The sequence below is a fragment of the Ruegeria sp. CJ3 genome (assembly GCF_056536725.1).
This window is the reverse complement of the sequence record NZ_JBQFQE010000007.1, coordinates 60,827-85,637: the sequence shown is the minus strand read 5'-3', so window position 1 is coordinate 85,637 and position 24,811 is coordinate 60,827. Positions and strand designations below refer to the sequence as shown.

The following is a 24,811-nucleotide window of genomic DNA, read 5'->3' as shown; positions in this document are numbered from 1 at the left end:
CCCTTAGATCAGACGTTCAGCAACAGGTGCTGGCGTTCCCATGGCGAGATTTCGCGTTGATATTCTTCGTTCTCGGCCCGCTTGATATCGGCATAAAGGCGGCAGAACTCCTCGCCCAGCAGGCCGTGTATCTCGGTAGCTTCGTCAAAGATGTCCAGCGCCTCGCGCAGGCTGGCGGGCAGGGGTTCTTCAGCCTCCCAGACCTCTTTTCTGGCTTCGGCACGCGGCTCGGTCCGGTTCAGCATCCCCAGCAAGCCACAGGCCAGCGAGGCGGCAATGGCAATGTAGGGATTGCAGTCCATACCGATCACCCGGTTTTCAAGACGGCGTTCAGCCGGTCCCGAATGCGGTATCCGCAGCCCGGTGGTCCGGTTGTCCGAGGCCCATTCGATATTGGCCGGGGCGCTTTGCCCGTCGACTGTGATCCGCCGGTAGGAATTCACATAAGGCGCCAGCAGCGGCACGGCCTGCACCAGATATTTCTGCGACCCGCCGATAAACCAGCGGAACAGATCGGACGCGGTGCCATCTGGATTCGAAAAGATATTGGCCCCGGTGTGCTCATCCACGATGCTTTGATGCACATGCATCGCGCTGCCCGGCTCGTCCCGGATCGGCTTGGCCATGAAGGTGGCAAACACACCATTCTTCAGCGCCGCCTCGCGGATCGTGCGTTTGAAATAGAACACCTGATCGGCAAGGCGCAGCGGGTCGCCATGCATCAGGTTGATCTCGATCTGACCGGCCCCGCCTTCCTGAATGACGGTGTCGATCTCAAGACCCTGCGCCTCGGCGAAATCATAGATCGTGTCGATCACCTCGCCGAATTCATCCACCGCCGCCATGGAATAGACCTGCCGGCTGGCCCCTTTCCGCCCGGTTCGCCCCAGCGGAGGCTCGATGGCCTCGTTCGGGTCCAGATTGGGTTTGGTCAGATAGAATTCCAGTTCGGGCGCGACCATGGGCTTCCAGCCCTTGTTGCGATAGGCCTCCAGCACCCGCCGCAGGACCGCGCGCGGGGCAACCTCAAGGGCCGAGCCGTCGCGGTTGAACATATCGCAGATCACCTGCAGCGACAGGTCGGCGGACCATGGGATGACGCAGGCGGTGCTCATGTCGGGGCGCAGCACGATGTCTTTTTCAAGCCACTGGTTCTCGATCTCCATATCGACATATTCGCCCGAGATGGTCTGGTAGAACAGCGACACCGGCAGGGCAAGCTCGGCCTTGGGGTCGAACTTGGCGCAAGGCATAGCCTTGCCGCGCGAGGTACCGGCCAGATCGGGCACGATGCATTCGACCTCTTCGATCCGGCGGCCCCGGGCGAAGGTGACAAATTCCTCGGGCAGATCGTTCTGCCATTGAATATCGCGCGGCTTTCTCATCTCTGTCTCCATGATGCCCGGCGATTGCGCGGCATCTCTTTTATCAGGTATTCTGATCAAATCGTTAGGCGCGTCAATCGCAACCCGGGCACCCACGGGGCAGAGTTTCTTGACGCCGCCGCCACCGCGCTTAAGGTCTTGTCTGCGTCGCCGATGCGCGAACGAAAGATGGCAGGCCCCGGCATGAGCTTTTCCCGCGAATATGACACCTATTGCGCCACCCGTGGCGCGCCTGATCGGATTGAGTTGCTGCTGTGCGACCTCAACGCCGTTTTCCGGGGCAAGTGGCTGCCGGGCGACAGCGTCGGCAAGCTGGTCAACGGCGCGGTGCGGCTGCCCCTGTCCACCTATGCCCCGGCGATCATGGGGAATGAGGTGGCCGAGACCGGTCTGGGGATCACGGTCGGCGACCCCGACGGCATCCTTGTGCCGATCGAAGGCACGTTGCATCCGGCCCCGTGGCTGCCGGGTAACGTCGCGCAGGTGCTTGTCGAAATGACGGATGCTAATGGAGAGAACAGCCCCAACTCGCCCCGCGCGCTGCTGCAGGGCCTGCTGGACCGCTATGATGCGCGGGGCTGGCGGCCCGTGGTGGCGACCGAGCTTGAGTTCTATATCATCGACCAGCGCGCGGACCGGGCCGACCCACCCCGGCCCCCGTCCTTCACCCCAGACACCCAGAACTATGACATGGAGCTTCTGGCCCGGCGCGAGGCACTCTTGAACGATATTCTGTCCGCAAGCGCCGGGCAGGGGCTGGCCACAGATACGCTGATCGCGGAGTACGGCCCCGGCCAGTTCGAGGTCAATTTCCACCACACCCAGGATGTGCTGGCCGCTGCCGAAACGGCGGCCCTGTTCCGGCGTCTGGTGCGCGGCGTCGCGCACAGCCATGGCTACGAGGCAACGTTCATGGCGAAACCCTACGCCGATCAGCCGGGCAACGGGATGCATGTTCATGCCTCGATCCTGAACCGCGACGGGGACAACATCTTTGCCTCGGGCCGGGATGGCGTCGCCTCGGACCCGCTGAAACAGGCGGTTGCCGGGGTTCTGGCGACGATGCGCGATCTGCAGGCGATCTTTGCGCCCCATGCCAATTCCTATCGCCGCTTCCGGCCCAACAGCTTTGCCCCTGCTACGCCCGATTGGGGATATGACAACCGCGCCGCAGCGGTGCGGCTGCCCGCAACCAGCGGCCCGGACGCGCGGCTGGAACATCGCATCAGCGGGGCTGACACCAATCCCTATCTGGTTCTGACGGCGGTTCTGGGCGGGATGCTGCGAGGCCTAGAAACCTCACCCCCCCTGCCCCGGCCCCTCGAGAATCCTGACAGCCAACCCGCAGACCGGTTGGACCATGACTGGAGCCGCGCCGTCGAACGCTTTGCCACCTCAGAAATCGCCGCCGATCTCTTTGGCGACTACCGTCAGGTCTTTGCCGCCGTCAAACTTGACGAGATTGCCTGTGTGCTGGATGCGATCACCCCGGCGGAATATGCATACTACCTCAGCCGCCTCTAGAGGACCCATGAACAGTCGCAAGATCCGCATCGGCATCCTTGAAACCGGACGCCCACCCGACCACCTGGCCCCCGCCTTCGGCGACTATCCCGGCATGGTGCGCAGCTGGCTGAACATGCCAGAGGCCGAGTTTACGTCATACCCGGTTCTCGACCTCGTGTTCCCCGCCACGCCGGACGAGGCCGATCTGTGGGTCATCACCGGTTCGAAATTCGGGGCCTACGAGGATCACGATTGGATCGCCCCGCTCGAGGCGTTTATACGGCGCGCGCAGGGGGCCGGAGTGTTCATGCTGGGCATCTGCTTTGGCCATCAGATCATCGCACAGGCCTTGGGCGGTGTCGTGCGCAAATCCGCCAAAGGATGGGGGCTTGGCATTCACACTTATCCCACCACCACCAACTGGCCGGATATGCTGGGCCCAAAGCCCGAGCAGATCGCGCTGCAGGCCTATCATCAGGATCAGGTCGAACAGGTGCCATCGGGCGCTGTCACCATCGCCTCGACCACGTTCTGTGACCATGCCGCGCTTTGGTATCCCGGCTTCGCGCTGACGGTGCAGGGCCACCCCGAGTTCGCCAAGAGTTATGCCAGCGCCTTACTAGACTTCCGCCGGGGCGACGTTCTGGCCGAAGACGCCGTCGATCAGGCACAGCGCAGCATGACCACGGCCGACACCCGCGCTGACCTGGCCCGGTTGGTCCGCGAATATCTACGGGATAACTGTGGTGCAGCCGTGAAATAGCCCCGCCTCTGGTCGGCGTGGTTCTTATACCTGGCGGCTAAGAAACGCCTGCACCTCTGCCTCGGTGGGGATTGCAACAGCGGCTCCGGGGTGCTGAACCTGCAGGGCTGCGGCGGCGCTGGCATAGGTTAGCGCTGCGGACAACGGTGTGGATTGCGCGTATTTTGCCATGAACGCCCCAAAGAACGTATCACCCGCGCCGGTCGTATCGACCGCCTGCACCGGATAAGACGCCACGCGCAGCTCGTCCGAGCGGCTTATGAACGCAGCCCCATCCGCACCATAGGTCAGCAGGAAATCGGGCCCCTTGATGTCTTGGCATGACTGGCCGACCGCCTGTTCGAACTGCTGCGTTTCGGTCTTGTTCATCGAGACCAGATCGACCCTCAGGATCAGGTCCGGCAGCGTCTGCACGTCAAACGGGGCCGCGACCAAAGCCACTTTCATTCCCTTCTCGCGCGCCACTTTCAAACCGATTTCGTTTGCATTGGTCTCATTCTGCAGAACAAGCCAGTCCCCCGGGACGGCATCGGACAAGCTGTTGCGGATATGCTGTTCGGAAATGGCATGGTTGGCGCCGCCGACAATGACAATCTGGTTTTCGGACCGGTCGTCCACATAGACCACCGCATGTCCGGTCACCGCATCCACCTGCGCAATCGTAGCGCAATCGACGCCCTGTTCGCGCAACATGGCCAGCACCTTGCTGTCGCCGTCTCCGATGGCCCCGACATGGCGTACATCGCCTCCGGCCCGAGCGATGGCGACGCTGATATTCAGACCCTTTCCGCCCAGATTGACCCCGAACTCCTGCGCTTTCAGCGTCTCGCCCGGCTTCGGCAGATGAGGTAACCGATACACATAGTCGGTGTTGACTGATCCGATATTGTAGATTTTCCCCATTGGGTTCCCCTGCCGTCAGCCGTTGGTTTTGACATATTGCATGAACCGCGCCTTGACCCCAGCGGCATCAATCCCGACACAAACCGAAACCGGTGGCTTTGTCGCATCCCGCACGGTGCTTCCGGCCTGGGCGCCGTCCAGAACCACAGACAGACCGGTTCGCTCCATCCGGAACAGCTGGGGATGCGTGCAAGCGATCAGCGCGGTGGAATCGTGCAGCCCGCAACCGTCTTCATTGGCGATATCCTTGTAAAACTTTAGATAAAACGCGCTGATATCGCGCAAAAATCCACCCGTTCGGGGTGCGGCCTGCGCGATGTTGTCAAAATCGTCCTGGTCGCACAAGGTTTTCAATGTCACATCCAGCCCGACCAGCACAATTTCAGCGCCCGAGGCCAGCACCTCGGCGGCGGCATGGGGGTCGTGGCGGATATTGGCCTCGGCATAAGGGGTCACATTCCCGGGGCAATCCACCGCCCCGCCCATGATCACAAGCTTGGCGATATTCGAGACGAACTCGGGATCAAGGCGGATCGCATCAGCAATGTTGGTCAATGGCGCAATGGCACAGACAACAAGCTCACCCTTGTGCAACTGGGCCTGTCGAACCAGAAATTCGGCCGCGGTCTCTGCCACGGGTCGCTGATCGACCTCAAGCCCGACCACATCACCGAACCCCTCGGGGCCATGCACGGCGGTCGAGGGTGTATAGTCCGGGAAATCATGCGGTTCGGCCGCCCCCTGGGCCACCGGCAGATCGGCACCCAGCATCTCGGACAGATAGAGCGCGTTCCGGGTAGCCTGTGGCACCAGAACGTTGCCGAATACGGTGGTGAGCCCGATAAGCTCGATATCAGGTGCGGCGTGGCCATAGAAGATCGCCATCGCGTCATCCACGCCAGGGTCGGTATCGATGATGATTTTCATAAACGTCGCACCTTTCGCCTTCACGGTGCCTTGAACCGTGGCTTCTGTCAGCACTTACCCATTGCCGGGCCTGACGCGCAATGGAAAAGGGCGGCCCCGCAAGGACCGCCCTCTTTGACATCGTACCAAAAAGACCTACTCGGCCGCGACGACATCCTCGATCTTTTCGACGCGAATGGCCGAGAACTTGAATTCGGGGATCTTGCCATATGGGTCGATGGCCGAGTTGGTCAGGATATTCGCCGCCGCCTCGACATAGGCAAACGGGATGAACACCATATCCTCTGCAATCGCCCGGTCGGCCCGCGCCATGATCTCGATCGAGCCCCGGCGGGTGGTCAGGCGGATCATCTCACCCGGCTCGACCCCCATGAGCTTGAGCGTGCGGGGGTTGAGCGAGCAGTTCGCTTCCGGCTCGACCGCATCCAGAACATTGGATCGGCGGGTCATTGACCCGGTGTGCCAGTGTTCCAGTTGCCGCCCCGTCGTGGCGATCATCGGATATTCGTCATCCGGGGCCTCGTCCGGCGGGATGACACTGGCCGGGGTGAACCGGGCCTTGCCATCGGCGCGCGGGAAACCGTCGCCGAACACGATGGACTGGCCGGGGTCCGTCTCGGACAGTGACGGATAGGTGATGGTCTCGTTCTCCAGACGCTCCCACGTGATGTTGTTGAGCGAATTCATCGTCAACTTCATCTCGGCAAAGACTTGGGACACATCGGTGTAACCCCAGTTCAAACCGATGCGCTGCGCCAATTCGACTGTGATCGCCCAGTCCTCGCGCGCCTCACCCGGAGGAGTGACGGCAGGGCGCACGCGCTGTACCTGACGGTTGGTGTTCGACACGGTGCCGTTCTTCTCATACAGCGCCGAGGCAGGCAGGATGATGTCGGCATAGTTCGCCGTCTCGGTCAGGAAGATGTCCTGCACGATCATCAGGTCCAGCTTGGCCAAGGCATCACGGGCGTGGTTCACATCCGGGTCGGACATGGCCGGGTTTTCACCCATGATGTACATACCTTTGATGTTGCCCTGATAGGCCTGATCGATGATCTCCGTCACCGTCAGACCCTTCTCGTTTGAGAAGTCGTCCGAATTCCAGACCTCATTGAATTTGGCGCGGATGCCGTCGTCGGTGACAGTCTGGTAGTCAGGCAGGAACATCGGGATCAGACCCGCATCCGAGGCCCCCTGCACGTTGTTTTGACCACGCAGCGGATGCAGACCCGCGCCGGGTTTACCAACGTTACCAGTCATGAGGGCCAGCGAGATCAGGCAGCGCGAGTTGTCAGTGCCGTGGATGTGCTGGCTGACGCCCATACCCCAGAAGATCAGCCCGGCCTTGGCCTGCGCGAAGGTGCGCGCAACGCGGCGTAGCTGATCGGGTTCGATGCCGCAGATCGGGGCCATCGCCTCAGGCGTGAACTGGCGCAGATGTTCTTTCTCGGCCTCCCAGTTCTCGGTCCAGCGGTGGATGTACTGGCTGTCATAGAGCTCCTCTTCAACGATCACGTTCATGATCGCGTTGAGCATCGAGACATCAGCCCCCGGACGGAACTGCAGCATTTCGTCCGCGAATTTACGCATACCGACGCCACGCGGGTCCATCACGATCAGCTTGCCGCCGCGCTTGGTGAATTGCTTAAAATAAGTCGCGGCGACGGGGTGGTTTTCAATCGGGTTGGCTCCGATGATGATCGCCACATCGGCGTCCTTGATGTCATTAAACGCAGCCGTCACCGCGCCCGATCCAACGTTTTCAATCAGCGCAGCCACAGACGACGCGTGGCACAGACGCGTGCAGTGGTCGACATTGTTGTGGCGGAAGCCCTGACGGATGAACTTCTGGAACAGATACGCCTCTTCGTTGGTGCATTTGGCCGAGCCAAAGCCTGCAACGCTGCGCGGATCTTCCTCGCGCAGGGCCACCAGTTTGGAGGCCGCAAGGTCCATCGCCTCTTCCCAGCTCGCCTCGCGGAAATGGGTCGACAGGTTCGCGGGATCGACATTAAGGCCCTTGGCAGGCGCGTCCTCACGCCGGATCAGCGGCTTGGTCAGGCGGTGCGGGTGGTGGATGTAGTCAAAGCCGAACCGACCCTTGACACACAGACGGCCTTCGTTCGCCGGACCGTTGATGCCCTCGACATATTTGATCTTGCCGTCCTTGACCTTCAGCGAAACCTTGCACCCCACACCGCAGAATGGGCAGACGCTTTCGGTTTCGCTATCATAGTCCTTGCTGTCTCCGCGCTGTTGGTCATCCAACACGGTGGCGGGCATCAGCGCGCCTGTCGGGCAAGCCTGAACACATTCACCACAGGCCACGCAGGTCGATGCGCCCATCGGGTCGTTCTGGTCGAACACCACCTGCGCGGTATGGCCGCGACCGGCCATGCCGATCACATCGTTCACCTGCACGTCGCGACAGGCGCGAACGCAGAGGTTGCAGTTGATGCAGGCATCCAGATTGACGCGCATCGCAACGTGGCTGTCATCCAGCAGCGGGATTTTCTCGGGTTCTTTCGCCGGGAAGCGGCTGTCGCTGACATCGTTCAGCTTGGCCATATCCCAGAAATGGCTGGACACGTCATGCGGCTGTTCCGGTTGATCCGCAACCAGCAGCTCCATGACCATAGCACGCGATTTTTCGGCACGCTCGCTATCGGTCTTCACCACCATACCGTCCGCAGCAGGGCGGATACACGAGGCGACCAGCGTGCGTTCGCCTTCCACCTCGACCATACAGGCGCGGCAGTTGCCGTCGGGTTTGTATCCGGGCTGTGGCTTGTGGCACAGGTGCGGAATTGTGAACCCCTGCCCCTTGGCGGCCTCCCAGATGGTCCAGCCCTCGGGCACGGTGACATCTTCGCCGTTCAGGTTGAAGGTGACGGTTTTGTTCGGGCTTGCGTCTAGCATGGCTCTGTCTCCCTTCAGATTTCGTCAGCGAAATGTTTCATGACCAGGCGGATCGGGTTCGGGGCCGCCTGCCCCAGACCGCAGATCGAGGCATCGCCCATGACCTGACACAGATCTTCCAGCAGGTCCTGATCCCACTTCTCAGCCTGCATCAGTTTCACAGCCTTTTCGCAACCCGCGCGGCAGGGCGTACACTGGCCGCAGCTTTCGTCTTCGAAAAACCGCAGCATGTTCAGGGCGGCATCACGGGCGGTATCCTGATCGGACAGAACCACCACAGCGGCGGAGCCGATGAAGGTGCCATGCGGTTGCAAAGTGTCGAAATCCAACGGGATATCGTCCATCGACGCGGGCAGCAGACCCGAGGACGGCCCGCCCGGCTGATAGGCCTTGAAGGTCTGTCCTTCGGCCATGCCGCCGGCCGCTTCGATCACATCGAGAATGGTCGAGCCCGCGGGTAGCAGGTAAACCCCCGGCTGCGCCACCCGGCCCGAGACCGAATAACTGCGCAGGCCCTTGCGGCCATTCTTTTCGGTGCTGTTGAGGCATTCCGGCCCCTCGCGGCACACTTTGGTGACCCAATAGAGCGTCTCGACATTGTGCACCAAGGTCGGGCGGTTAAAGACCCCAACCTGCGCCACAAACGGAGGACGGTGACGCGGCAGGCCCTTCTTGCCTTCGATCGATTCAATCATCGCGGATTCTTCACCGCAGATATAGGCACCGGCGCCCCGGCGCAGATCGATATAGCCGGGCTGAACGATCCCGGCCTGTTCCAGCGCAGCAATCTCGCGGCGCAGAATCTCAAGCACCGCCGGGTATTCGTCGCGCATGTAGATGAAACAGGTCTCGGCCTCGACCGCCCATGCGGCGATCAGCATACCTTCAAGGAAAACATGCGGCGTGCGTTCCAGATAGTAGCGGTCTTTGAACGTGCCCGGCTCGCCCTCGTCGCCATTGACAGCCAGATAACGCGGGCCTTCGTTCATGCGAACAAAGCCCCATTTCTTGCCGGACGGGAAGCCAGCACCGCCGAGACCGCGCAGGCCCGAGGACAGGACGTCTTCCTGCACCTTTTCCCAATCGCCACCCTCACGCAGCTCTTTCAGCTTGGCGTAACCGCCCTCGGCCTCATAGGTCGCGAAGGTTTCGTAGTCAGGCAGATGCGCATGGGTGTCATCCGCCGCAATCGCGGCCCGCACCTTTTCGGGGGTCGCATGGTCGATGTGGTTGTGGCCGATCTCCAGCACTGGAGCGGTGTCGCAGCGACCCATGCAGGGTGCCCGGACAACACGAACCTCGGATGGGTCTAGACCATCTTCCAGCGCTTTTTGCAGCTGCTGGGCACCAGCCATTTCGCAGGACAAAGAATCACAGACGCGGATCGTCAACGCAGGCGGAGGCGTCTCGCACTCTTTCACCACGTCGAAATGGGCGTAGAAGGTGGCGGTCTCGTAGATCTCGGCCTGTCCAATGCGCATCTCGACGGCCAGAGCGGCGATGTGGTCGGAACTGATATGGCCGTGTTCGTCCTGAATCAGATGCAGGAACTCGATCAGCAGATCGCGGCGGCGTGGGCGGTCCCCCAGCAGGCGCGCGATCTCGGCCTGCGCCTCATCCGTGAACTGTCGGCCCTTGGGCGTGTGCCGCCCCTTGCCTTTACCTGACTTCCAGACGCCTTTGGGTGCGCCTGATGGCTTGGTATCTAATGGTGCCATGATGCCCTCCGGAAGACCCCGCCATGGGGTCTCAATCAATGCAAGCTTATCCATCAATTTTCGTGAACTTCAATTAGTTCGTATTGATGCCTTGATAATCCAAGCTTATCACAGAGTCGCGCAAATCCGGCGTAACGCTTTGACATTCGGCAGTTCCGGATCGCGGATCGGCGTAACCAGGCAAACCTCTTTTTCCAGCGTCGGTTCGACCAGCGGCAGCGCGACGGTTCCGTCGAGCCCGCCCAGCGATTCGACAAGGATCTTGGGAACAATGGTGGCCGACATCCCCTCGGACGCCAGAACCATCGACGCGGTGAACCCGCTGGTCTCGGACTTGACGTCCAGAACCACACCAAGGTCGCTGAAAACCCGGTCAATAATACGCCGGTTCTGCATCTGCGGTTCCAGCAAGCTCAGCGGCAATTGCGCCGCCTCGGCCCAAGTGATCGAGCCGGTCTGGCCCGTCACAAACTGCTTGGGCGCAAGCAGCAGATAGGTTTCATCATAAAGCGGGTCGACCCGCAGGAAATCCGGTGCAATCCCTTCGCCATAGGTGAAACCAGCCTCATATTGCCCGTTTTCCAGCCCCTGCTGAATATCCAGCGAGGTTGTGGTTTTCAGACTTACGGTGATGCCGGGGTGCTGGGTCTGCAGGTCCCGAACCGCCCGGGCGGCAAAGATGACGGCAGTCGGAACCGCGCCCACCGACAGCGTGCCGGTTGCCTCGCCGCGCTTGGATCGGAACTCTTGCTCCATCACCTTGAGGTCGTCCAACACCTTGCGGGCATGGCGTACCAGCGTCTCGCCTTCCGTGGTAAAGCCCTGAAACCTGTTTCCGCGTTTGACGACAGCAGCGTTCAGCTTTTCCTCGATCTTGCGGATACGCATCGAAAAGGCGGGCTGCGACACGCCGCAGTCCTCGGCCGCGCGGGCAAAATGTTTGCGCCGCGCCAGGGCTGACAGGAATTCCAGGTCTCGTAATGTGATCATGCGCGCCTCACGGTATCCAAAGAAGTGGTCCAGTTTCCGCCGGAATACAACTGGCATTGTCGACAGGTTCGGTCCCAAGGCACACCTGATACCGGCAATCGGAGCGGCAGAGCCATCATGCGTCTTGCAGAGCCGAGGTTGAAAAGCTGAGTCACACCGCGGTCAAACCTTGCGGGGTCGCTGGACCGCGAAGCCTCGCCAATCTTCAAGGAAAACACGCACATGCCCCGTAGCGGCGCGAACAGTTGCTGGACAAGCTGTTGCCGATGTTCAATTGATTGGAAAACAACCGCCCTGCGGCATGTTCGGCCCCGCCCGCTGATCTGCAGGCTGGGGCCGTTTTATCGCAAGGCCAGATTGCGCAGACATATGGGAGGCAACGCCGTGTCAAAGGACACCGACGGTAAGATTTCAAATCCGGCGCTGGATTATCACGAATTTCCGCAACCGGGAAAACTTGAAATCCGCGCCACCAAGCCCCTGGCCAACAGCCGCGATCTGGCCCGCGCCTATTCGCCCGGGGTCGCGGATGCCTGCGTTGAAATCGCGAAATCCCGCACCGAGGCATTCCGCTATACCGCTAAGGGCAATCTGGTCGCCGTAATCTCGAATGGCTCGGCAGTTCTGGGGCTGGGCAATATCGGCGCGCAGGCCGCCAAGCCGGTGATGGAGGGCAAGGCCGTCCTGTTCAAGCAGTTCGCCGATATCGACTGTTTCGATATCGAGGTCGACGAAACCGACCCCGAAAAACTGGCCGACATCGTCTGCGCGCTGGAACCCACATTCGGCGCGGTCAACCTTGAGGACATCAAGGCCCCCGATTGTTTCGTGGTCGAAAAACTGTGCCGCGAGCGGATGAATATCCCGGTGTTTCACGATGACCAGCACGGCACCGCCATCGTGGTCGGCGCGGCGGCGACCAATGCGTTGCATGTGGCGAGCAAAAGTTTCGAGGACATCAAGGTCGTCTCGACCGGGGGCGGCGCCGCCGGGCTTGCCTGTCTGGATATGATGGTCAAGCTGGGTGTGCGAAAGGAAAACATCTGGCTCTGTGACATTCACGGGCTGGTCTACAAGGGCCGGACCGAGGATATGAACCCGAAAAAGGAAAGCTATGCGCAGGCCTCGGATCTGCGGACGCTGAACGAGGTTATTGACGGGGCGGACTTCTTTCTGGGCCTGTCGGGGCCGGATGTGCTGTCGCAGGATATGGTCCGGCGGATGGCACGGCGGCCGGTGATCTTTGCGCTGGCCAACCCGGTACCGGAAATCATGCCAGATGCCGCGCGCGAAGCCGCACCCGACGCTATCATCGCCACGGGCCGGTCGGATTACCCCAATCAGGTCAACAACGTGCTGTGCTTTCCGTTCATCTTCCGGGGCGCGCTGGATGTGGGCGCAACCGAGATCAATGACGAGATGAAGCTGGCCTGCATCTCGGCCATCGCCGCGCTGGCGCGGACCACCACGATCGCGGAAACCGCTGCGGTCTATAAGGACGAGCAACTGGCCTTTGGCGCAGACTACCTGATCCCCAAACCGTTCGATCCCCGCCTGACCGGCGTTGTGGCCAGCGCCGTGGCGCGCGTTGCGATGGAGACGGGCGTGGCCACCCGGCCCATTGCCGATCTCGACGGGTACAAGGAATCGCTGGACGGGTCGGTATTCCGCTCGGCCTTGTTGATGCGCCCGGTCTTCGAAAGCGCCCACCGGTCCCACCGCAAGGTGGTCTTTGCCGAGGGCGAAGATGAACGGGTCCTGCGGGCGGCTCAGGCCATGCTTGAGGAAACCACCACCCTGCCCATTCTGATCGGTCGCCCCGGCATCGTGAACAAGCGGCTTGAACGGATCGGACTGTCGATCCGCGCCGGGGTGGATTTCGAGTTGGTGGATCCCGAACACGACTCGCGCCACGCGGAATACTGGCAGACCTATCACGGGCTCATGAAACGCAAGGGCATCACCCCCGAGTTGGCTCGTACGATCACCCGGACCAACACCACCGCCATCGCCGCAATTATGGTCTATCTGGGACAGGCCGACAGCATGATCTGCGGCACCTTCGGGCAGTTCCACTGGCACCTGCGCTATGTCACGCAACTGCTGCAACGCGACGATCTGGCCCCGGTCGCGGCCCTATCGATGATGATCCTGGAAGACGGCCCGCTGTTCATTGCCGACACGCAGGTCAACCAGTTGCCGACGCCGGAACAGATCGCGGAAACCGTCATTGGCTGCGGCCGCCATATCCGCCGGTTCGGGATCGAACCGCGGATCGCGCTGTGTTCCTATTCGCAATTTGGCGATCTGGACATTGATTCAGGCCGCCGGATGCGTGATGCGATGGATATTCTGGACGCCGCCAACCCTGACTTCATCTATGAGGGTGAAATGCATCTGGACGCCGCGCTGGATTTTGACATCCGGCAGCGGCTGATGCCCGACTCACGGCTGACCGGCACCGCAAACGCACTGGTCTTTGCCAATGTCGACGCCGCCAGCGCGGTGCGCAACATCCTGAAGATCAAGGCAAACGGGCTTGAGGTCGGGCCGATCCTGATGGGCATGGGCAACAAGGCGCATGTGGTCACCCCCGCAATCACCGCCCGCGGCTTGCTGAATATGTCCGCGCTGGCCGGAACCCCGGTGGCGCATTACGGCTGACGCGCAGGCCCAACGAAAATGCCCGGCCTCAAAGGGCCGGGCTTATTACACCTTGGGGGCGTCTTAACCGACGACCACCTCTTTCAGCTCATCCCCGACATAAGGCAGATACTGCTCGAAATTATCGGCAAACATCTTCACCAGCTTGGCGGCCTGCCGGTCATAGGCTTCGGGGTCGTCCCAGGTGCGGCGCGGGTTCAGCAGCACCTCGGCCACGCCGGGCGCAGCAACGGGAACATCAAAGCCGAAATTCGGGTCCTTGCGGTATTCCACATTGTCCAACGACCCGTCCAGAGCCGAGCTCAGCAGGGCCCGGGTCGCGCGGATCGGCATCCGCGAGCCGATCCCGTAGGCACCACCGGTCCAACCCGAGTTGACGATCCAGCAGGTCGAGCCGTGCTGGATGATCTTATCGCGCAGCAGCTTACCGTAGACCTCGGGGCGGCGCGGCATGAAGGGGGCGCCGAAACAGGTGGAAAAGACCGGCTGCGGCTCGGTCAGGCCGCGTTCGGTGCCGGCCATCTTGGCGGTAAAGCCCAGCAGGAAGTGATACATCGCCTGATCTGGGGTCAGCCGGGCAATCGGCGGCATGACGCCAAAGGCATCGCAGGTCAGCATGATGACGTTGTTCGGATGCCCCCCCTGCCCGCTTTGCGAGGCATTGGGGATATAGTCCAGCGGATAGGCGCAGCGCATGTTTTCCGTCAGGCTGGTATCCTGATAATCCAGTTCACGCGTGTCCTGGTCATAGACCATGTTTTCGATCACGGTCCCAAACATGGAACAGGTGGCATAGATCTCGGGCTCGGCCTCGGCGCTCAGGTTGATGGTCTTGGCGTAACACCCGCCTTCGAAGTTAAAGACCCCGCGGTCGGACCAGCCATGTTCGTCATCCCCCAACAGTGTGCGGTTCGGGTCCGCCGACAAGGTGGTTTTGCCGGTGCCGCTAAGGCCGAAAAACACCGCTGAATCCTGCGGGTTTCCGTTAGCGTGGTTAGCCGAGCAATGCATCGGCATGACGCCTTTTTCCGGCAGCAGAAAGTTCATCAACCCAAAGGCGGATTTCTTGTTTTCGCCCGCATATTCAGTATTGCCGATCAGGATCAGCTTTTTCTCGATATTGACTGCGATCACGGTTTCCGAGTTGCAGCCGTGCCGCGCGGGATCGGCCTTGAAACTGGGGCAGTTGATGATGGTGTAATCGCTGACGAAATCGTCCAGATCCTCGCGGTCGGGCCGGCGCAGCATGTAACGGATGAACAGGTTGTGCCAGGCCAGTTCGTTGATGACGCGCACCTTGATGCTGTGGCGCGGGTCAGCCCCTGCGATCAGGTCCTGAACGAAGTAATCCCTCCCCTCCATATGGGCCAGCATGTCCTCATAAAGCCGGTCGAACGGCTCGAGATCCATAGGCGCGTTGTTCTCCCACCAGATGTCGTTTTCGGTGGTGGCGTTGCGCACGGTGAACTTGTCCTTGGGCGAGCGGCCGGTGAATTCGCCGGTGCTGACCAACAGCGCCCCGCCCTGCCCCATCTCGCCTTCGTTGCGTTCCAGGGCGGCTTCGACCAGCGCGGATTGCATCAGGTTGTAATGGACATTCCCCAACCCCGTAATCCCCTGGTCTTCAAGCCGGAATTGCGGGTTAACCCGTCCAGATGACATCGTTCTCATTCTCCTATTGCGGCGCGGCGCGTCATGTTGAGACGGTGCATACCGGCTGGTCCGGACTGATGATTCAGCCTGTGCGGCGGGACAGTAACATGCAAGTTCAACGGCTGCCCAGCGGGTTTTGGCACGGTTAGCGCCATCAAGCCCAGGTTTAGCGCAACCAGTTTTTTGGTTTACGTTCTGTGGCTTGCAGCGGGCGACCGCGGCCGATTCCTTAAACAGGACAGGCCGGGTCTGCCCTCCTCATAGAATCTTCGCACTGTGTGAGATATTCTTTACGATCTCGTAGTTCTCGGGCCCTTCGGTCCCGTCCCGCGCCTTTATGCACAAACCATCAGAGACAGGGCCGCGCGCGATGCAAGGTGCCAAACACAAAGCCAAAGTCTATGCGCGCGAGACCACGCGCAGGATTGCGGGCTGCGTTTTTGACCGGCGATCCAAGCGCCCCAGATATCATGAAAGGTGATATCCAGTTTCTCTGAAAGAACTATTTCCTTGCGCGGGTGTCCTCTAGGCTTTCATATCAGGACCCACGGGTCCAGCTGCGACGCTACCCAATCCGGAGGAGATCATGCCCCTGCATCCGACGCTGAAGCCTTTCAACTTCAAGAAATGGGTCGAGGATAACGCCGACAAGTTGCGCCCGCCGGTGGGCAATCAATTGCTGCATAAAGAAGGCGACATGATCGTCATGGTCGTCGGCGGCCCCAACACCCGGGTCGATTTCCACGATGACCCGGTCGAGGAATGGTTCTTTCAGCAAAAGGGCGACATGATGCTGAAGATCGCCGACGGGGGCAAAATCTATGACATACCGGTGCGCGAGGGCGAGGTGTTTATGCTGCCCCCGCATGTCCGCCACGCCCCTCAGCGTCCGCAGGAAGGATCGGTCGGCATCGTGGTCGAAGCCCCGCGCCAACCGGGTATGAAAGAGGGCTTTGAATGGTTCTGCTTCAACTGCGAAGCCCTGGTGCATCGCGAAGAGGTTGCGCTTGATGGTCCCGAGGGGATCGTGACCGCCCTGCCCAAAATCTATGACGCGTTCCACAACAGCACCGAGGCGCGCACCTGCCCCAAATGCGGCACCCTGCACCCCGGCAAAGGGAAACCCCCGGAAGGTTGGGTAAAGCTTTAAGCTTGAATGTTTAGGCTTGAAATAATCACGGGAACACCTAAGGTTTCAACAAAAAGCGGTATAAACCGCAGCACGCAACAATAGGGAGACTGAAATGAGGACCATGAAACTTGGGCTGCTGGCCGGTCTGATGCTGTCGTCGACGGCGGCATTTGCCGAAGACCTCAAGATCGGCATGATCACCACTCTGTCGGGTCCGGCGGGGTATCTGGGTGCGGATGTGCGCGACGGCTTCATGCTGGTCATCGAGGAAGAGGGCGGCACGCTGGGCGGTGTTCCGGTCGAGGTTCTGGTCGAAGATGACGGGCTGAAACCGGAAAACGGCCGCGCCATTGCCGAACGCTTTCTGGAGCGTGATGAGGTCGAGATTATGACCGGTGTCATCTTTTCGAACATCGCGCCCGTCGTGGCCCCGCTGACGCTGCGGGCGGACCGGTTCTATATCTCGCCCAATTCGGGGCCTTCACAATTTGCCGGCAGCAAATGTCACGAGAACTATTTCGTGGCCTCGTGGCAGAATGACTCACTGCACGAAGCGGCAGGGATCAACGCCAACAATCTGGGCTACAAGAACGCCTATATCCTTGCGCCGAACTATCAGGCGGGCAAGGACGCGTTGGCCGGGTTCAAACGCTTTTTCGAAGGCGAGATCGTGGGCGAGACCTACACCCAGCTGGGCCAGACCGACTATGCCGCCGAGATTGCCAAGATCCGCGCTGCAGATCCTGAGATGGTGTTCCATTTCCTGCCCGGCGGCATGGGTATTAACTTTATGAAGCAATATGATCAGGCTGGTTTGCGTACCGATGTACCGCTGGTGCTGGCTGCGCCTTCGTCGGATATCAACATTCTGCGGGCCGTCGGGGAATCCATGGTGGGTGTGGCCAACACCTCGCACTGGAACCACGATCTGGACAATGAGGCGAACAAGGCCTTTGTTGCGGGCTTTGCCGAGAAATACGACCGTCTGCCCACGGTCTATGCCAGCCAGGGCTATGACACCGCGCGCCTGATCTCCAGCGCGCTGAAGGCAACGGGCGGCAAGGTGACCGAAGACATGGATGGTTTCCGCGAAGCGCTGAGGGCAGCCGATTTCGACTCGGTGCGCGGCCCGTTCCGCTTTAACTCGAACAACCATCCCGTCCAGAACTGGTATAGCCGAGTCGTGGTCGAAGAAGACGGCCAGTTCCGCAACAAGGTCACCGGCGTCATCGCCGAGGATCATGCCGACGCCTATGTCGGCGATTGCAAGCTGTAATCGCGGCCTGAAAACAGGGGCCGGCCTGTCCACGATACGCCGGCCCTGAACGCACCCTATCCCAGCAGGTAGTCCAAGACGTGTCTCAGCTTGTTTTCGAGCAGCTCCTGAACGGCATCCAGCTGGGCATGTTCCTGTTTCTGGTCTCGGCCGGGCTGACCCTGGTGTTTGGTTTCATGAACATCATCAACCTGGCCCATGGTTCCCTGTTCATGATCGGGGCCTACTCGATTGCCCTGATCTCGGGCGCGACAGGGTCGTTCTGGATCGGCTTGATCCTGTGCCTGCCCGTCACCGCGCTGGCGGCGCTGCTGATCGAAGTCCTGATCATCCGACCGCTTTACACCCGCGATCATCTGGATCAAGTGCTGGCAACCTTCGGGCTGATCCTGTTCATCAACGAAGGCACCACAATGCTGATGGGTCGAACGCCGCAATTTGTCGACGTGCCTGCCGCACTTTCCGGCAGTGTCGAGCTGTTCGGCGTGTTCTCGTACCCGCTTTACCGTCTGGCGATCATCGCCTCTGGCCTGATCGTCGCGGCCATCCTGTGGTTCATCATCACCCGAACGCGGGTCGGGATGCAGATCCGGGCGGGCACCACCAACCGCGAGATCGTGCAGCAACTGGGCGTCAATATCGACGGGCTGAACACCGCGATCTTTGTGGTTGGCGCCATGTTTGCCGGTCTGGCCGGAGCAATGGCCGGTCCGCTGACCTCGGTCGAGGTCGGGATGGGTGAGAACCTGTTGATCCTGTGCTTTGTCTGTATCGTGATCGGCGGCATCGGATCTATCCGCGGCGCGCTGTTCGGGGCGTTGACCGTGGGCATCGTGGATACGATGGGGCGGTCGTTTCTGCCCTCGATCCTCGGTGCGTTTCTCGACCCGGCATCAGCCAGCGGAATTGCGGCGGGGCTGTCGTCGATGTCGATCTACCTGCTGATGGTGATCGTGCTTGTACTGAAACCCACGGGACTATTCCCGGTTGCCGGGCGGGCCTCATGATCAGCGAACGCCACCTGCCCAAAGTCTTCGCCCTTGGCGTACTGGCCCTGCTGGTGCTGCCATTTTTGCTGCAGGCGGCGGGCTCATCCTATCTGATCTCGACCGCCACCCGTCTGGTGATCTTTGCCATTGCCGCCATCAGTCTTGACCTGCTGATCGGCTATACCGGGCTGGTGTCCTTCGGCCATGCGGCGTTTCTGGGCGTCGGCGCCTACACGGTCGGCATCCTGTCCTTCCACGCGTACGAGGGCGACACGTTCTTTGGCCTGCCGGGCACACTGTCCGGTCTGATCGTTCTGCCGCTGGCGGTGGCCTTGTCTGCCCTTGTGGCGCTGGCCATCGGTGCCCTGTCCTTACGGACCAAAGGCGTTTATTTCATCATGATCACGCTCAGCTTTGGGCAGATGCTGTTCTTTCTGTTCGTCTCGCTTGAGAAATATGGCGGCGATGACGGCATGATGATGTTTGACGGGCGTAACACGCTGCCGGGGCTGGACCTGAATGACCGCATATCCTTCTACTATTTCTGTCTGGCCTGCCTGATCGCGTTCTTCTGGTTCTGCCGCAGGCTGGTGGCGTCGAAATTCGGTCGCACCCTACAGGCGATCCGCCAGAACGAAGCGCGCCTGTCCTCGATCGGGATACGGCCCTACACCGCCAAACTGCTGATTTTTGTCGTCGCCGGGGCCGGGGCCGGTCTGGCCGGGGCGCTCTCGGCCAACCACACCGAGTTCGTCAGCCCTGCCCTGACCCATTGGACCCGGTCGGGCGATCTGATGATCGTGGTCATTCTGGGAGGCATCGGCACCCTGCTGGGCCCGGTTCTGGGCACCATCGTCTTTCTGTTGCTGGAAGAGTTCCTGCCGCTGATCCTGCACTCCATCGGGCTGGACCTGCTCAGCGAGCACTGGCGGTTCGTGCTGGGGCCGATCCTGATCCTGATTGTGCTGTTTGCCAAATCCGGCATCTACGGCCTGCTGTTCCGGGCGAAGGAGTAGGCGATGCTGCAAATCCGCAACCTGTGCAAGAATTTCGGAGCGCTGACGGCGACAAATGACGTGTCGCTGGATGTCGAGCCGGGCACAATCCACGCGCTGATCGGGCCCAACGGGGCGGGCAAGACGACGCTGATCGCGCAGATTTCAGGTTATCTGACGCCAACTTCGGGTTCGATCAGCTTCGATGGGCAGGACCTGCTGGCCATGCCTGCGCATCTGCGTCCCCATGCCGGGCTGGTGCGCAGTTTTCAGGTGACCTCGGTGTTCCCCGACCTCACGGTGATCGAAAATGTCTGCCTTGTGCTGCAGTCCATGAACCATCAGGTGTTCCGCCTGTTCCGCCCCGCTGCCGCCGACAAGGCAGAACGCGCCGAGGCGATGGGCATTCTTGAACGCGTAGCTCTTGGGGCCGAGGCCGAAACTCTCACCCGCAATCTGGCCCATGGACAGAAACGGCAGGTCGAGATCGCAATGGCACTGGCCGCGCGCCCCAAACTGCTGCTTCTGGATGAACCGATGGCCGGCATGGGGGCGGAAGAAAGCCGCCAGATCACCGCCTTGCTGGACGGGTTGCGGGGCGATATCACCATGCTGCTGGTCGAACATGACATGGATGTGGTGTTCGGCCTCGCCGACAAGGTCTCGGTTCTGGTCTATGGCAAGGTCATCGCCAGCGACACACCTCAGGCGATCCGGCAGGACCCTGACGTGCAGCAGGCCTATCTGGGCGGGCACGAGTTTCACGATGGGGCTGTGTGATGCTGCAGGCTGAAAATATCCACGCCGCCTATGGCTCGTCCAAAGTGCTGTTCGGCATTGATCTGGAACTGCGCCAGGGGCAGTTGGTCGCCATGATGGGCCGCAACGGGATGGGCAAGACGACGACCGTGCGGGCGATCACCGGGCTGACCCCCGCCTTGTCAGGCGCGGTTCGGCTGGACGGTCAGGACATCACGCGGCTGAAGCCGCACCAGATCGGTCAGGCCGGTGTTGCGCTGGTGCCCGAGGGTCGTCAGATTTTTCCGACCCTGACCGTGCGCGAGAACCTGATTGCCACGGCGCGGACGCGGCGCAGCGCGGCGCAGCCCTGGACGTTAGAGCGAGTGTTCAACCTGTTCCCCCGCCTGCGCGAACGGGCCGGGCAGATGGGGGATTCCCTGTCGGGGGGTGAGCAGCAGATGCTGGCCATCGGGCGCGCATTGATGACGAACCCGCGCCTTCTGATCCTGGATGAGGCGACCGAAGGCCTCGCCCCGCTGATCCGCCATGAAATCTGGGAGATTCTGACCGAGTTGAAAGCCGAAGGTCAGACCACTTTGGTGATCGACAAGAACCTGGATGAGATGGCGCCGGTGGCCGATTACGCCTATGTCGTGCTCAAGGGACAGATCGCGTGGCATGGCGATATAGCCGCCATGCGCGCCACACCGGATTTCGCAGAAACCTATCTGGGGGTCTGACCCGGATGCCGGTCTATCGGGACATGGATCAGCAAACCCTCGAGCGGGAATATAACGCCCGCGCCTCGGTCAGCGATTTCGACGCAGAGATGCGGCGCTATCGCGCGCTGAGCAATCAGGCCTATGCCCGTTGCCGGGTGATCCGCGATCTGCCCTATGGCGATCATCCCGACGAACGGTTCGATCTTTTCCCCGCCGGAGACGGCGCGCCGGTGCTGGTCTTTCTGCATGGCGGATACTGGCGGTTTCTGGGGCGGTCCGACAGTGCATTCATGGCGCAAACCATGGTGAATGCAGGCATCGCCGTTGCGGTTGTGGAATACACCTTGGCCCCCGCCGCGACACTGGATCAGATCGTAGATCAGGTACGCCGCGCACTGGCCTCTATCCATCAGCAGTCAACCGCACTTGGGATCAACCCAGACCGGATTTACGTCTGCGGCTCGTCCGCTGGGGCGCATCTGGCGGCAATGGCGCTGTTGACCGACTGGCAAGCGCAGTCCGGATTGCCATCGAACCTAATCAAAGGCGCCGTTCTCGTCAGCGGCCTGTTTGATCTGGAACCGGTGCGCCTGTGCCAGCCGAACAGCTGGCTGAACCTCAGTCCCGAGGCTGCGGCTCGCAACAGCCCAATTGGCCAGACGCTGCCAGTGGCTTGCCCGGTTATGATCTTCTGGGGCGCAGAAGAAACCCGCGAATTCAAACGTCAGAGTGCCGATTTTGCGCAGGCGTTGCAGACGCAGGGCCTATCCGTTTCCGCTACCGAGATCGCGGGGCGGAACCATTTCGACGTGATCGTAGACCTCGCCGATTCAGACCGGATGCTCTGCCGCGAGACGGTCACGCTGCTGCGCTCAGACTGACCATGCTACGGTACGCTATGGCTGGGTAGAACACCGAACCGCTGCTTGTAGTCCCGCGAGAACCGACCCAGATGTGAAAACCCGCTGCCAAAGGCGACCTGCGTGATGCTGGGCCGGTCGCGCCGGATCGCCAGTTGATAATGCGCCGCATCCAGCCGCGCGTTTCTGAGATATTGCATCGGTGTCAGCCCGTACCGCTGACGAAAACCCTTTTGCAAAGTGCGCACGTTCACTCCGGCCTCGGCCGCGATATCGTTCAGCGTTATCGGTTCGGCCAGATTGGCGTGGATATAGTCAACCGCCAGCCGCAAGGCGCGCGGGGTTGGCCCGGTATCGGACTGTTCGAGAATATGCGAGACATTGCTGCGCTGCAGGGTCAACAGCGCATAGGCCAGATCCATCTCGGCCTTCAGATCGCGGCTTTGGCCGTTGCCCAGATGCAGATCACCGCGATCCGTGGCGGCAGCACAGGCCAGCACCATGCGTTTCAGGCGCACCCCGTTTGGCGACCGTAGATCGACGCGTGTGTCAAACCGCACCGGCCCCGGTAGCGGCGCACCGCTGAGGCTTTCGGCGACCGCCTGCAGGTGGGATTTGCCGACCTGCAGGATCAGCTTGCGACAATCCGCCTGCCACCTCATCCGGGTATCACGATCGGGGTTCAGCAGGGTCGCAGCTGCCGCATCGGACTCAACCTCTTCTCCGCGATGGGTGACACTCGACGACCCTGATAACGGTATCTGCAACAGGTAGAATGACCCCAGTTGACCCGGGTCAATACTCACATCCCCGCCATAGTGAAGATAGTTCAGCGATATATCACGCCCCGCCACATGATTATGCGTCACCGCCAAAGAGCGGCTGCGGCCGGCCCGTTCCAACCGATGATCGCAGAATTTCTGCGCCACACAGCTGCGCGCCTCGTCCAGATCACCGGTCTGAAGCAGCGGGAATCGGTTCAGGAAACCAGAGGTCTTGGGTCGGGATACGCGCGTCAAAGGTCACAGCTCCTGCAGTCAGGCTAGCAGGCAAGCGGTTTATTTCAAGCCTGAACATTTTAGATGCAGAATAGTTCGTTTTTTGGATAAACGGATTTGCGCGCCTTGTGCACACTCGTCCAAACGCAGCACATGCAGGGAGGATGTGAATGTCGGCAGGCACAGCAAAACGCAAATCGGTTGCGGTGATCGGGGGCGGTGTCAGCGGCTTGGCCGCGGCCAAGGCCTTTGCTGAACGGGGCCATGACGTCACTGGGTTTGAACGCAGCCATGACTTTGGCGGCGTATGGGAATTGTCACGCTCTTACCCGGACGTGCAGACGCAGTCGCCCAAGGATCTGTATTGCTATACCGACCACCCGATGCCGCAAGACTATCCCGAATGGCCCAAGGGTCCGCAGGTGCATGAGTACCTGCTGTCCTACGCGCAAAAGCACGATCTGGCGCGGTTGTTTCGGCTGAACACCAATATCAAGGCGATGGAGCGGCGCAGCGACGGGCAACCCGGCTGGACGCTGACGGTTGAGGCCGACGGCGCGGAACAGAGCGAGGATTTCGACTTTGTCGCGGTCTGTACCGGTCAGTTTTCGGAAAAGAACATCATCTCTCATCCCGGTCAGGAGGCTTTTCAAGAACGCGGCGGGCAGGTGATGCATTCGTCGGAATATACCGATCCCAGCATTGTGCAGGGCAAGGATGTTGTCGTTCTGGGGGGCTCGAAATCAGCGACGGATATTGCAGTGAACGCCTCAAAGAACGGCGCGAAATCCGTGCGGCTGGTCTATCGCGAGAACGTCTGGCGCATCCCCTATTTCGTGGGCGGGATCAACTTCAAACACCTGCTTTACATGCGCGCGCAGGAACAGCAGTTCAATCGATGGGGCAAATCCCCTGCGCAGCGTTTAGTCGCGGCGGTGTTCAAACCGCTGGTCTGGGCAAATTTCCGCGGGCTTGAGACCATGCTGAAACTGCAGTTGGGTCTAAAAAAACACAATATGGTGCCGGATATTCCGATCGAAAAGGATGTCTCGTGTTCGGTTCCCATCGTCACGCCGGGGTTTTTCGAGGCGCTGAATGCGGGTCAGTTGCAGAGTACCATCGGATCGTTCGACAGCTACACCGTCGAGGGGCTCAAACTGACCACGGGCGAGGTCGTGCCTTGCGGCGTCGCCGTTCTGGCCGTTGGCTGGAAGCTGGGCGTGCCCTATCTGCCGCAGGCGTACCAGGACAAACTGATCGAGCAGGACGGCCAGTACCGCGTCTATCGCCTGTCGGTGAACCCCGATCTGCCGGATATGGGCTTTGTCGGCTTCAACTCCAGCTTCTGCACCATCCTGTCGGCTGAAATGATCGCCAATTGGCTGGTGCGCTATGCTGACGGGCAGTTGGCCAACCAGCCCTCGGAGGCGGAGATGACCGAGAACATCGAGATGATGCTGAACTGGCGGCGAAATGAGCGCCCGGCGGCGCAGATCTATGGCGGTCTGTGCTCGGCGCCCTTCCATTTCAAGCATTTCGACGAATTGCTGGCCGATATGGGGGCTGCAAAAACCAAACGCAGCAACCCGCTGGCCGAGCAGTTTCGGTATCCGGATGCGGCGGCCTACGGCGAATTCCTTGCCTCGGCCCCGCAATACACAGCAACCTGA

At 60.8% G+C, this 24,811-nt stretch carries 19 protein-coding genes; 11 read left to right on the top strand and 8 right to left on the bottom strand.

Annotated elements, in window-relative coordinates; genetic code table 11:
* Nucleotides 1-8 precede the first annotated feature (8 nt).
* Nucleotides 9-1,385: a glutamine synthetase family protein gene (locus ACR0J1_RS13805; protein ID WP_480733454.1), complete on the bottom strand. Its 1,377-nt coding sequence runs from the start codon at nt 1,383-1,385 to the stop codon at nt 9-11.
* Nucleotides 1,386-1,538: 153 nt separating this feature from the next.
* Here ACR0J1_RS13805 and ACR0J1_RS13800 point away from each other — a divergent pair, with 153 nt between their 5' ends.
* Both ACR0J1_RS13800 and ACR0J1_RS13795 read left to right on the top strand, forming a co-directional pair.
* The gene (locus tag ACR0J1_RS13800; RefSeq protein WP_480733455.1) at nt 1,539-2,909 is read left to right on the top strand and encodes a glutamine synthetase family protein; all 1,371 of its coding nucleotides are present in this window, start codon (nt 1,539-1,541) and stop codon (nt 2,907-2,909) included.
* 7 nt (nt 2,910-2,916) lie between these two features.
* Nucleotides 2,917-3,654, top strand: coding sequence for a type 1 glutamine amidotransferase (locus ACR0J1_RS13795; protein WP_480733456.1), 738 nt, complete (start codon nt 2,917-2,919; stop codon nt 3,652-3,654).
* A 24-nt stretch (nt 3,655-3,678) separates the two neighbouring features.
* On the opposite strand, the gene ACR0J1_RS13790 is transcribed toward ACR0J1_RS13795, so the two are convergent.
* The 5 genes from ACR0J1_RS13790 to ACR0J1_RS13770 all read right to left on the bottom strand — a co-directional run bounded on the left by ACR0J1_RS13790 (nt 3,679) and on the right by ACR0J1_RS13770 (nt 11,111).
* Nucleotides 3,679-4,557 (bottom strand): ribokinase, encoded by an 879-nt coding sequence (locus tag ACR0J1_RS13790; RefSeq protein WP_480733457.1) that lies wholly within the window; start codon nt 4,555-4,557, stop codon nt 3,679-3,681.
* 15 nt (nt 4,558-4,572) lie between these two features.
* Nucleotides 4,573-5,484 carry a nucleoside hydrolase gene (locus ACR0J1_RS13785; protein ID WP_480733458.1) on the bottom strand — a complete coding sequence of 304 codons (912 nt, stop codon included), beginning with the start codon at nt 5,482-5,484 and terminating at the stop codon, nt 4,573-4,575.
* A 135-nt stretch (nt 5,485-5,619) separates the two neighbouring features.
* Nucleotides 5,620-8,403, bottom strand: a complete 2,784-nt coding sequence (gene fdhF / locus ACR0J1_RS13780) for a formate dehydrogenase subunit alpha (protein ID WP_480733459.1) — start codon at nt 8,401-8,403, stop codon at nt 5,620-5,622.
* A 14-nt stretch (nt 8,404-8,417) separates the two neighbouring features.
* Complete coding sequence (locus ACR0J1_RS13775; RefSeq protein WP_480733461.1) at nt 8,418-10,121, bottom strand: NAD(P)H-dependent oxidoreductase subunit E; 1,704 nt, start codon at nt 10,119-10,121, stop codon at nt 8,418-8,420.
* 108 nt (nt 10,122-10,229) lie between these two features.
* A complete protein-coding gene (locus ACR0J1_RS13770; protein WP_480733462.1) occupies nt 10,230-11,111 on the bottom strand; it encodes a LysR family transcriptional regulator in 882 nt (293 codons plus the stop codon).
* A gap of 384 nt (nt 11,112-11,495) precedes the next feature.
* Between ACR0J1_RS13770 and ACR0J1_RS13765 the strand changes: the two genes are divergently transcribed.
* Nucleotides 11,496-13,775, top strand: a complete 2,280-nt coding sequence (locus ACR0J1_RS13765; RefSeq protein WP_480734537.1) for an NADP-dependent malic enzyme — start codon at nt 11,496-11,498, stop codon at nt 13,773-13,775.
* A 63-nt stretch (nt 13,776-13,838) separates the two neighbouring features.
* Here the strand turns inward: ACR0J1_RS13765 and ACR0J1_RS13760 are convergent, their stop codons facing one another.
* Complete coding sequence (locus ACR0J1_RS13760; RefSeq protein ID WP_480733464.1) at nt 13,839-15,437, bottom strand: phosphoenolpyruvate carboxykinase; 1,599 nt, start codon at nt 15,435-15,437, stop codon at nt 13,839-13,841.
* Between the two features lie 577 nt (nt 15,438-16,014).
* On the opposite strand from ACR0J1_RS13760, the gene ACR0J1_RS13755 reads away from it, so the two are divergent.
* From ACR0J1_RS13755 to ACR0J1_RS13725, 7 genes are all read left to right on the top strand, one after another.
* Nucleotides 16,015-16,578 (top strand): 3-hydroxyanthranilate 3,4-dioxygenase, encoded by a 564-nt coding sequence (locus ACR0J1_RS13755; RefSeq protein ID WP_480733465.1) that lies wholly within the window; start codon nt 16,015-16,017, stop codon nt 16,576-16,578.
* A gap of 94 nt (nt 16,579-16,672) precedes the next feature.
* Entirely contained in the window at nt 16,673-17,836 is a 1,164-nt protein-coding gene (locus ACR0J1_RS13750) for an ABC transporter substrate-binding protein (protein ID WP_480733466.1), read from the top strand.
* A gap of 80 nt (nt 17,837-17,916) precedes the next feature.
* Complete coding sequence (locus tag ACR0J1_RS13745) at nt 17,917-18,843, top strand: branched-chain amino acid ABC transporter permease (RefSeq protein ID WP_480733467.1); 927 nt, start codon at nt 17,917-17,919, stop codon at nt 18,841-18,843.
* Entirely contained in the window at nt 18,840-19,841 is a 1,002-nt protein-coding gene (locus ACR0J1_RS13740; protein ID WP_480733468.1) for a branched-chain amino acid ABC transporter permease, read from the top strand. Before ACR0J1_RS13745 ends, ACR0J1_RS13740 begins: the two co-directional genes overlap by 4 nt.
* 3 nt (nt 19,842-19,844) lie before the next feature.
* Nucleotides 19,845-20,600: an ABC transporter ATP-binding protein gene (locus ACR0J1_RS13735; RefSeq protein ID WP_480733469.1), complete on the top strand. Its 756-nt coding sequence runs from the start codon at nt 19,845-19,847 to the stop codon at nt 20,598-20,600.
* Nucleotides 20,600-21,301, top strand: a complete 702-nt coding sequence (locus tag ACR0J1_RS13730) for an ABC transporter ATP-binding protein (protein ID WP_480733471.1) — start codon at nt 20,600-20,602, stop codon at nt 21,299-21,301. Before ACR0J1_RS13735 ends, ACR0J1_RS13730 begins: the two co-directional genes overlap by 1 nt.
* A gap of 23 nt (nt 21,302-21,324) precedes the next feature.
* Nucleotides 21,325-22,164, top strand: coding sequence for an alpha/beta hydrolase (locus tag ACR0J1_RS13725; RefSeq protein WP_480733472.1), 840 nt, complete (start codon nt 21,325-21,327; stop codon nt 22,162-22,164).
* Nucleotides 22,165-22,169: 5 nt separating this feature from the next.
* On the opposite strand, the gene ACR0J1_RS13720 is transcribed toward ACR0J1_RS13725, so the two are convergent.
* Nucleotides 22,170-23,162, bottom strand: a complete 993-nt coding sequence (locus ACR0J1_RS13720) for an AraC family transcriptional regulator (RefSeq protein ID WP_480733473.1) — start codon at nt 23,160-23,162, stop codon at nt 22,170-22,172.
* Nucleotides 23,163-23,311: 149 nt separating this feature from the next.
* On the opposite strand from ACR0J1_RS13720, the gene ACR0J1_RS13715 reads away from it, so the two are divergent.
* Nucleotides 23,312-24,811, top strand: coding sequence for a flavin-containing monooxygenase (locus ACR0J1_RS13715; protein ID WP_480733474.1), 1,500 nt, complete (start codon nt 23,312-23,314; stop codon nt 24,809-24,811).